A 9,114-nucleotide genomic window follows, 5' to 3' on the forward strand; every position below is an offset into this window, starting at 1 on the left:
ATGCCTACTCATCACAGCAGCACCACCTTTAGCGAAAGCGAACTGCAGACCTTCGTGACCTTGCGCCAGCAGATTCATGCCGCGCCCGAGCTGGGCGCCGACACACCGCACACCGCCGAGCTGGTGGCCGCCAGACTGGCGCAATGGGGCTACCAGGTGCATCGCGGTATCGGCGGGCACGGTCTGGTCGGGGTGCTGAAAAAAGGCCACGGTAGCCGTTGTATCGGCCTGCGCGCCGACATGGATGCGCTGCCCATGCAGGAGAAAAACGCCTTTGCCCATGCCAGCCAGATTGCCGGGCGCATGCATGCCTGTGGTCATGACGGGCACACGGCAATCCTGCTGGCAGCGGCCTACCGTCTGGCGCACGGCAGCGACTTCAACGGCACGCTGAACCTGATTTTCCAGCCCGACGAAGAAGGCTTGTGCGGCGCCAAGGCGATGATCGACGACGGCCTGTTCCAGCGTTTTCCGTGCGATGCGATTTTTGCCCTGCACAACATGCCCGGCGCGCCAGTGGGCACCGCCGTGGTTCAGGCGGGGCCGACCATGGCGTCCTCCGAACGGGTGCAGGTGACGATTACCGGCAAGGGCGGACACGGCGCCATGCCGGAGCTGGCGGTGGACCCGGTGCCGGTGGTGGCCAGCCTGATCACGGCCATCCAGACCATCAAGTCGCGCAATCTGGGGCCAGAGGAATATGCGGTAATCAGCATCGGCATGCTGCAGGCAGGCAGTGTCTACAACATCATTCCTGACGAGGCCAGCATGCTGATCAGCGTGCGCACCGACACGCTCATGACCCAACAGAAAATCAATCAGCGCCTGGAACAGATCGTTCGCGGCCACGAGCAATCGTTCGGCGTGCGCATCGACGTGCAGATCACCCAACTGGCCCCGGCCCTGATCAACCACCCGGCTGAAACACAAAGGGTGCGGCAAAGCCTGGAGCCGTTGTTCAAACCCGGCAACCTGCACAGCCACGGCCCCAAAGTCATGGGCACCGAGGACTTTGCCTGGATGCTCGCCGAAGTGCCGGGCTGCTACTTCATGCTGGGCAATGGCGAAGGCGAGTTTCATGGCTGCTCGGTGCATAACCCGCATTACGACTTCAACGACCAGTTGATTGGTCTGGGCGCCGATTGCTGGGTCAGGCTGGTGGAAGACTTTCTGGTATAGCCGCCTCTCCGAGATGGATTGCCAGCCATACGGTGGGCTGGGTCGGGTCGGTGAAGGTCACGCGGTGTTCCTTGTCGGCCGCAATCAACAAGTGATCGCCGGGGGCCAGGGCGGTTTCGATGCCATCCATCAGGATGCATGCGGCACCGCTCAGGACCACAACCCATTCTTCGTGCGGCTGGCGATAAGGCCGGTCGGCGGGCGTGGTCTGGCCGAAGGAGACAATGCGCTCGATGCGGCAGCCAGGCCTTGCAAGCAGGTCGGTGAAGACCTCGGCCTGGCGGGCATCGGGCAGTGGCGTGAACAGATTGGCGGCTGCGCTCATCGGTGAAAATTCCTGCCTCAACTCAAATGAAACCGCGCCGTGTTGTCGTTCAGCGCGCGGCTGCCCTTGCTCAGGGTGTCCGCCGCCTGATTGACCGCCCGCGCGCCGTCAAGCAAGCGCCCGGCGGCCTGATCGACCTGCTGGATATTGCCGCTGACTTCATCGGCGGTGGTGGCCTGTTCTTCCACTGCGGTAAGAATCTGCGCCAGGGTGTCGGTCACACCTTGTACCGCCGTGGCGATTTCACCCAGGCGTACGCCCAGCCCGGTGACCGATTGCGCGTCGTTGACGGCCTGGCCGCAGGCAGCTTCCATCAGATTGACTGCCTGGGTCACGGTCGAGCGCAAGCTGTCGACGGTGCTGGCGATCTGCGCGGTGGACGCCTGGGTGCGTTGCGACAGGCTGCGCACTTCGTCGGCGACCACGGCAAAGCCCCGGCCCTGCTCGCCGGCACGGGCGGCTTCGATGGCGGCGTTGAGCGCCAGCAGGTTGGTCTGTTCGGCAATGCCGCGAATCGCATCGACCACCGACTGAATCTGCTGGCCCTGCTCACTGACCCGACCGAGCGCCTCGGCGGTGTCGGTCAGACGACGATTAAGTTGCTGAATGCTGTCAGTGGTGCGCTGGCTGTCGCGGCTGCTTTCTTCGGCGATCTTGCGGGTTTGCCTGGCGCTGTCGGAGGCCTGCTCGCAACTCTTGGCCACGCCTTGCGAGGTCGCCGCCAATTGCGTGGCTGCCGCGGCAATCTGGCTGATCTGTTGTTGCTGTTCTTCAACCTCGTACAGCGTGTCGTTGGACTGGGTATTGAGGGTCTGCACCGCCGAGCCCAGTTGCAGGGTTTCGTGGTTGACCCCCAGCAAACTGGTGCGCAGTTGCACCACCGCCACGTTCAGCGCCTGGCTGATGGCCGCCAGTTCGTCGCGGCCCTGCACCGAGACTTCGACGCACAGGTTACCGTCGCGCAACGATTCGGCCAGCGTGGTGATGCCGCTGGCGCTGCGGCGGATCGACGCCTGCAGACAGGCAAACAGGTACAGGGCCGCGAGCAGCAGCACACCAATGGTCACGCCCACCGGGATGAATTCGCGGTTGGATTTATTGTGGTAGTAATCCAGACGCTCATTGAGTGACTGCAACGATTGCTTGCGCAGCGCAGCCATGTCGTCCAGCAAGCGGTCGACACTGCGTTCAAAGTCAGCCGGCTTGAGCTTGATGCTACCGCCGAACACGCCGTCGTCGAGCACCTTCAGTTCGTCATTGAGCACTTGCATGCTGGCCGCATAACGGTTGGCCCAGCCTTGCAGCTCGGGCGGCAGACGGGTTTGCAACGAACCTGCAGTCTTGAGCATCTGCTCGCGCGCATCGTCGATACGGCTGCGCAGGTCGCGCATCTGCAAACGGCTTTGCAGGCTGAACTGGCCAGTGACCACCGAAGTCTGGCCGATACTGGCCATGCGACCGATACGCTCGATCACCTCAGGCGTCTGCTGGGTCGACAGTTGCATCAGCAAGTAGGTTTCCAGCCACGGGTCGAGGATCAAGCCGGTGTCCATGGCGATCTGGTCGCGCAGGGCTTGCAGGTAGCTGATCGCCGAAGTGAAGCGGTCATAACCGTCGGGCCACCAGCCCACACTGCGCAACGACTCGCTGTCCAGGCCCTTGACCGAGGCTTGCAGGGTCTTGTAGCGCGCCTGCGTGTCGGCACCGGCCTTTTCGCTGTCCAGCGCAGCACCCACGCTTTGCAGCGCCTGATTGATGCGCGGCACGGCGGCATCGATCTGGCTCATCACCTCACGCGCTTCAGGCGTAGGCTCGCGCAGGATATCGATCGCCTTCCAGCGCGCCGCACGGTCGCGCTGCGCCGACAACTCGCGATCCAGATCGTCCAGCGCCAGCAACTGGCGCACACCCGACTGCTCACCGGCAATGACCGCCAGCTTGGCGCGGTACTCCACGCCAATCATCCACAGGCTGCCCACCAGCGGCAGCATGAACAGCAGGAACAACAGCTGAAACTTGCGAGCAAAGCCAAAGCGTCCCAACAGACGCATACCCGGCGACAACAGGCTGTTCATGTCCCACTCCTGCGTTAACACCCGACTGCCGGCTTGTACCGGCCTGGGTATCTTTTGACTACAAAGGTAAACGGCAAAATGCCATGCAAATGTTTCCGATGTGCCCTGCCGCGCAGCCTTCCCTGAAAAAGTCTTCGAGAACATTCCTGTAGGCGACATGGACTCATCGGCCAACGTCATGGCATTGAGCTAGCAAGAAGTGGACCGTGTCGATCAAACGCAACAGTGGTAGCCATATGCCCCGTTGCGGGTCACAAATTCGCACCATTTTTGTGCGCGCAACCCGTGCTGGCGTCACTGGAAGAAACAGCGGTGGGAACAAAGCAGACGCGGGTTTTTGGGGGCCACAGCTAAGCGATTGATCGTGTGGAGATATTTTTTAAAATAAATGCTTGACGACATGTCATTCCGAGGGAATAATGCGCGCCACTTGGCTACATAGCTCAGTTGGTTAGAGCATAGCATTCATAATGCTGGGGTCCGGGGTTCAAGTCCCTGTGTAGCCACCAAGTACCTGTTTACAGATTCTTGATCGAGTCTGTAAACGACAAGAAGCCCGCCTAGTGCGGGCTTTCTTGTTTCTGGGGGTTTATCCGCCCACCTTCACACCTGCGGGTAACGCTTGAACCACTCAGTCCCTTCCAGCCGTGCGGCATGAGCCTGCAACGCCTGAAAATCGTCTGCCCGGACGACATCGTCGACCATCAACTGAATGAACGACCAGGCGACGGCACTGGTGATGTCGGCCTGATCCGGTCGGCTGCGCACAACTGACTGCCCCCGCACCAACTGCACTTCCCACTCACGGCAGGCCGCCAGCAATTGCCCGGTTATCCGCTCCAGCCATGGCTGGTGACGTTTTTCCTCAGGCCGCAACCTGTATTCGTAGACGATCTGCACGGCCTTCTCGCAGGCCGCCAACGCCAGCCCCAACGTTCGCAGCGAAGCGGCCAGGGGTATGGCCTGCTGTGGCATCAGCTTTTTATCCGGAGGACTCAACGCTTCGAAGTAGTCGATGATCAGGGTCGACTCCATCAACACGGTGCCGTCATCCAGCACCAGGCTGGGTGCCTTCACCGCCGGGTTGATCGCGGAGAATGCCTCGAACGCACTGAATACCGACAGTGCGACATGCTCGAACGGGACGCCCATCAGATCGAGCGAAATGGCCACACGGCGGACATAGGGGGAATCCAGCATACCAATCAGCTTCATGAGGTCTCTCCTTTACCGGGCGGTCAATCCTATTTCCTGGCGGCACGGCTGAGAAGCGGTGATTGCACCTGCGGCTCATCGCGGGCGGTTCGCTTGAGCAGGTAAGTATCCATAATCCAGCCATTTGCCTCTCGTGCAGCCTTACGAACACGCTCAATCTCATCCGCGACGTCTTTAAGCTTGCCTGCTATCAACACTTCATCGGGCGTTCCGAGGTAGGCTCCCCAAAAAATATCCATGTCCTGATCGGCAAACGCTTTGTAAGTGTTCTCGGCGTCGAGCATCACCACAACGCTGTCGACGTTGTTGGGGAAACCTTCAGCCAGGCGTCGACCGGTCGTGATTTCAATGGACCGGCCGATGTTGTTCAGCGGAATTTTATGTTGCGCGGTCAGCGCCTGGACACTGGTGATGCCGGGAATAACGTCATAAGACAGCGCATGTTTGCCGCCGCAGATGATCGCGTCGAGTATCCGCAGGGTGCTGTCATACAGCGAAGGGTCGCCCCAGACCAGAAACGCTCCGCATTCACCGTCGTTCATTTCTTGCGTGATCAGACGTTCGAAGAGGATCTGTTTTTCGTTATTCAGATCATCCACCGCCTCCAGGTAATCGACGCCTTCGCGCCGACGCTCCGGGCCAGGCGCTTCGACCATTCGATACTTGCGGTCAGTGATGTAGCGCTCGCAGATTTCCTGTCGCAGGTGGTTGAGCTTTTCCTTGCTCAGGCCCTTGTCCATCAGAAAAAACACGTCGACCTGATTGAGCGCGTTCACGGCCTGCACGGTGATGTATTCGGGATTGCCTGCGCCAATGCCGATGATCAGGATTTTTTTCATCGCGTACGCCACTTCCAAACGTGACTCAGCGCCCGCTCGAGAGCTCTCTGCGGACGATTTCTGCGCCGGCACTCAGCGCACTCAGCTTGCCGCTGGCAACTCGACGAGGCAAAGGCGCCATGCCGCAGTTGGTGCAGGGATAGAGTTTGTCGGCATCGACGAACTGAAGTGCCTTTCTCAGGGTGTTGGCGACTTCCTCAGGGGTTTCAATGGTATGGCTTGCCACGTCAATGGCCCCCACCATCACTTTCTTACCCCGAATGAGTTCGATCAGGTCCATGGGAACGTGCGAGTTGTGACATTCCAGAGAGATGATATCGATGCTGGATTTTTGCAGTTTGGGAAAGGCTTCTTCGTATTGCCGCCACTCCGAGCCCAGCGTTTTCTTCCAGTCGGTATTCGCCTTGATGCCGTAACCGTAGCAAATATGAACGGCCGTTTCGCATTTAAGGCCTTCGATTGCTCGTTCCAGGGTGGCCACCCCCCAGTCATTGACCTCGTCAAAAAACACATTGAAGGCCGGTTCATCGAATTGAATGATATCAACCCCGGCCGCCTCCAGCTCTTTAGCTTCTTGATTGAGAATCCTGGCAAATTCCCAAGCCAGTTTTTCACGGCTTTTATAATGCGCATCGTAGAGCGTATCAATCATGGTCATGGGGCCTGGCAGGGCCCACTTGATAGGCTGTTTGGTGTGCTGCCGTAAAAACCGGGCGTCTTCGACAAACACGGACTTTGGACGCGCAACAGCCCCCACGACCGTTGGCACACTGGCCTCATAGCGGTCACGAATTCTGACAGTCTCGCGCTTTTCGAAATCGACGCCGTCGAGGTGCTCGATAAACGTCGTGACAAAATGCTGGCGAGTTTGCTCACCGTCACTGACGATATCGATACCTGCCTGTTGTTGCTCTTGCAATGACAAACGCAAGGCGTCTTGCTTGCCTTCAATCAGTTCTTCATCCTGCAACTTCCAGGGTGACCACAGGGTCTCGGGTTGTGCAAGCCAGGCAGGTTTAGGCAAGCTGCCAGCAGTCGAAGTGGGCAACAGTTTTTTCATGAAAGATGACCTTGTTTTTTAAATGATCAAAATGCGCAGTCTGCGGACCACTGTTCAAGGAGGGTCTGGTAAGGTTTGATGAACTGCTCTTCGGCAAATCGTCCTTGCTCAATCGCCAGCCGACTGCGCTCTTCTCGATCATAAATAATGCGCGTCAACGAGTAGTCCTGGTGTTTCAAACTGGGCTGATAGGACTTTCCTGCTGTTGAATTGGCGTTGTAAATTTCTGGCCGGTAAATTTTCTGGAACGTGTCCATCGTGCTAATGGTGCCGATAAGCTCAAGGTTGGTGTAATCACCCAGCAAATCGCCTGAAAAATAAAAAGCCAACGGGGCCGCGCTGTTCGGGGGCATGAAATAACGAACCTGCAACCCCATTTTCCTGAAATAGTCATCCGTCAATGAATATTCATCCTGCTGGTATTCAACGCCCAGAACAGGGTGCTGATTCTCGGTGCGGTGGTAAGTCCTGGTGCTCGAAACACTCAGGCAGATAACCGGCGGCTTTTCGAAATGCGCTTTGTAGGCGCTGGAATTAATGAAGCACTTGAACAGCTTGCCGTGCAACGCCCCAAAATCGTCCGGCGTGCCAGCCGCGGACGGGTTCTTGCTGTACTCGCGCAACCGCACACTGAAATCATAATCTCGCACGTAAGAGGAGAAGTTGTTTCCTACAATGCCACTCAGGCGCTGATTGGTTTTTCGATCGACCGTCGTTATTTTCAACATCTCGATCAACGGAATGGCGGGGGCACTGCCTTCAGCCCCGATGTACATTTCAGCGGAAATGATGTTCAGTTCGACGGTATAACGATCCCCTTTGGGATTGTCCCACTGCGCCAGCCCGTTGAAACGGTTTTCAATCATCTTCAAGGTATTGCGCAAGTTCTCTTGACGGTTCTCCCCCCTGGCCAGATTGGCAAAGTTGGTCGTGATGCGCGTATTGCCTGAAGGGGAGTAATCCTCGTCAAAACAAATGCTCTTGATAGCAAATGTGAATTCGTTATTCATCGTGATCTGACACCGTATTTTTTCGGGACAACGCTGAATCGGCTTATTGCTTTTTTTCAGCGTTGTCCTGCCTTTCGTTTTTTCACTTGGCCGTCTTATGATGCGGGCGGTGAAATGCAGTACGCAGTGTAGGCCGGGTGACCGATTGATTAAAAACGAATTGATTTCAATAAACTATTAGTCACGCTCATGATCACTAAGCTTGATGGATTTATCCACTGGACCCCTTGCCGATATCTGATCTATGGTTAGATGAATTAATCTTGATACTTCAACTCAAATTTTATTCATGACCATGATCGATATTCGTCATCTTAAAACCGTACAAGCCATGCGCGACACCAACAGTCTGGTGGACACGGCTGAGCGTCTGAACCTGACCCAGTCAGCCATTTCTCATCAACTCAAGGAACTGGAAGAGCGGATGGGGATGACGTTGTTCATGCGCAAATCAAAGCCGATGCGCTTTACCAGCGCGGGTCTGAGGTTACTGAGACTGGCGGATGAAGTCCTGCCATTGCTGAGGGAGGCCGAGCGTGATTTCAGCCGGTTAGCGGGAGGTTCGGCGGGTCGCCTGCACCTGGCGATTGAATGCCATAGTTGTTTCCAGTGGCTGATACCCGCCATTGACGCCTTCAGAACATCATGGCCGGAAGTCGAGATGGATCTTGCCTCGGGATTCTCCTTCGCACCGCTACCTGCCTTGGCCCGTGGCGATCTGGATCTGGTCGTGACGTCCGACCCGATCAACATGAACGGCATTACCTATGTGCCTTTGTTCATGTATGAAGCATTGCTGGCCGTGGACAACCACCATCCACTGGTTGGTAAAAGTGTCATTCTGCCAAACGATTTGAAGCCACATACCCTGATCACCTATCCCGTCGAACGAGACAGGCTCGATATCTTCACGCGCTTCCTTGACCCGGCCGACGTTGAGCCACTCAACGTCCGAACGTCCGAGATGACGGTGATGATGATGCAACTGGTGGCGTCCGGCAGAGGCGTCTGCTGCCTGCCAAACTGGGCACTGCACGAATATACCTCTCGCGGGTATGTCACAGCCCGACGCCTGGGTGACAAGGGTCTATTCCCGACGCTTTTCGCTGCGGTACGCTCGGACATGCTGACAACGCCGTACATGAGCGATTTCCTGCTGACGGCGAAAGACACTTCCTTCTCGACGCTGGAGGGCATCAGCGCAGTTCGGGAACCGGGCACTCCAGGCACGGCGGTGTAGCCGGTATCCTGCCACCTGTTGCACACCCTCACGATGCCGGGTATGGTCTGATCTGGTCAACTGATTCCGGACACAGTTATAGGAGCTAGGCCGCCAGCCTTTCCTGATCGGCCGGCGTGCGGTATTCGTTGTAGCTGTGGAGCCTGACCTGGTTGTAATGGTGGATGACAT

The 9,114-nt window shown here is 57.4% G+C and carries 8 protein-coding genes and 1 tRNA gene; 3 read left to right on the top strand and 6 right to left on the bottom strand.

Annotated elements, in window-relative coordinates; genetic code table 11:
* Complete coding sequence (locus ACYP2A_RS10760) at window positions 1–1,179, top strand: M20 aminoacylase family protein (protein ID WP_459744979.1); 1,179 nt, start codon at window positions 1–3, stop codon at window positions 1,177–1,179.
* Here ACYP2A_RS10760 and ACYP2A_RS10765 read toward each other — a convergent pair.
* Together ACYP2A_RS10765 and ACYP2A_RS10770 are read right to left on the bottom strand one after the other, a co-directional pair.
* Window positions 1,151–1,504 (bottom strand): cupin domain-containing protein, encoded by a 354-nt coding sequence (locus ACYP2A_RS10765; RefSeq protein ID WP_459744980.1) that lies wholly within the window; start codon window positions 1,502–1,504, stop codon window positions 1,151–1,153. The two genes, ACYP2A_RS10760 and ACYP2A_RS10765, sit on opposite strands and share 29 nt — an antisense overlap.
* Window positions 1,505–1,521: 17 nt before the next feature.
* Window positions 1,522–3,759 (bottom strand): methyl-accepting chemotaxis protein, encoded by a 2,238-nt coding sequence (locus tag ACYP2A_RS10770; protein WP_459744981.1) that lies wholly within the window; start codon window positions 3,757–3,759, stop codon window positions 1,522–1,524.
* Window positions 3,760–4,011: 252 nt separating this feature from the next.
* On the opposite strand from ACYP2A_RS10770, the gene ACYP2A_RS10775 reads away from it, so the two are divergent.
* A tRNA-Met gene (locus ACYP2A_RS10775) sits at window positions 4,012–4,088 on the top strand.
* A gap of 94 nt (window positions 4,089–4,182) precedes the next feature.
* Here the strand turns inward: ACYP2A_RS10775 and ACYP2A_RS10780 are convergent.
* Genes ACYP2A_RS10780 through ACYP2A_RS10795 form a run of 4 tightly spaced genes read right to left on the bottom strand, consistent with a single transcriptional unit; the run spans window position 4,183 to window position 7,703 of the window.
* On the bottom strand, window positions 4,183–4,794 hold the full coding sequence (locus ACYP2A_RS10780; protein WP_459744982.1) for a glutathione S-transferase family protein: 612 nt from the start codon (window positions 4,792–4,794) through the stop codon (window positions 4,183–4,185).
* Window positions 4,795–4,823: 29 nt separating this feature from the next.
* Window positions 4,824–5,633 carry a precorrin-6A synthase (deacetylating) gene (gene cobF / locus ACYP2A_RS10785; RefSeq protein WP_459744983.1) on the bottom strand — a complete coding sequence of 270 codons (810 nt, stop codon included), beginning with the start codon at window positions 5,631–5,633 and terminating at the stop codon, window positions 4,824–4,826.
* Window positions 5,634–5,658: 25 nt separating this feature from the next.
* Complete coding sequence (locus ACYP2A_RS10790; RefSeq protein WP_459744984.1) at window positions 5,659–6,693, bottom strand: methionine synthase; 1,035 nt, start codon at window positions 6,691–6,693, stop codon at window positions 5,659–5,661.
* Between the two features lie 26 nt (window positions 6,694–6,719).
* Complete coding sequence (locus ACYP2A_RS10795; protein WP_459744985.1) at window positions 6,720–7,703, bottom strand: DUF1852 domain-containing protein; 984 nt, start codon at window positions 7,701–7,703, stop codon at window positions 6,720–6,722.
* A 295-nt stretch (window positions 7,704–7,998) separates the two neighbouring features.
* On the opposite strand from ACYP2A_RS10795, the gene ACYP2A_RS10800 reads away from it, so the two are divergent.
* Window positions 7,999–8,943 (top strand): LysR substrate-binding domain-containing protein, encoded by a 945-nt coding sequence (locus tag ACYP2A_RS10800; RefSeq protein WP_459744986.1) that lies wholly within the window; start codon window positions 7,999–8,001, stop codon window positions 8,941–8,943.
* Window positions 8,944–9,114: the final 171 nt, after the last annotated feature.

This window comes from Pseudomonas sp. 3A(2025) (genome assembly GCF_054589175.1).

Bases quoted from the DNA above. Each gene is read 5' to 3' on its own strand.
- ACYP2A_RS10760 (WP_459744979.1), top strand. From the start codon at position 1: ATGCCTACTCATCACAGCAGCACCACCTTTAGCGAAAGCGAACTGCAG.
- ACYP2A_RS10765 (WP_459744980.1), bottom strand. From the start codon at position 1,504: ATGAGCGCAGCCGCCAATCTGTTCACGCCACTGCCCGATGCCCGCCAG.
- ACYP2A_RS10770 (WP_459744981.1), bottom strand. From the start codon at position 3,759: ATGACGTTGGCCGATGAGTCCATGTCGCCTACAGGAATGTTCTCGAAG.
- ACYP2A_RS10780 (WP_459744982.1), bottom strand. From the start codon at position 4,794: ATGAAGCTGATTGGTATGCTGGATTCCCCCTATGTCCGCCGTGTGGCC.
- cobF (WP_459744983.1), bottom strand. From the start codon at position 5,633: ATGAAAAAAATCCTGATCATCGGCATTGGCGCAGGCAATCCCGAATAC.
- ACYP2A_RS10790 (WP_459744984.1), bottom strand. From the start codon at position 6,693: ATGAAAAAACTGTTGCCCACTTCGACTGCTGGCAGCTTGCCTAAACCT.
- ACYP2A_RS10795 (WP_459744985.1), bottom strand. From the start codon at position 7,703: ATGAATAACGAATTCACATTTGCTATCAAGAGCATTTGTTTTGACGAG.
- ACYP2A_RS10800 (WP_459744986.1), top strand. From the start codon at position 7,999: ATGATCGATATTCGTCATCTTAAAACCGTACAAGCCATGCGCGACACC.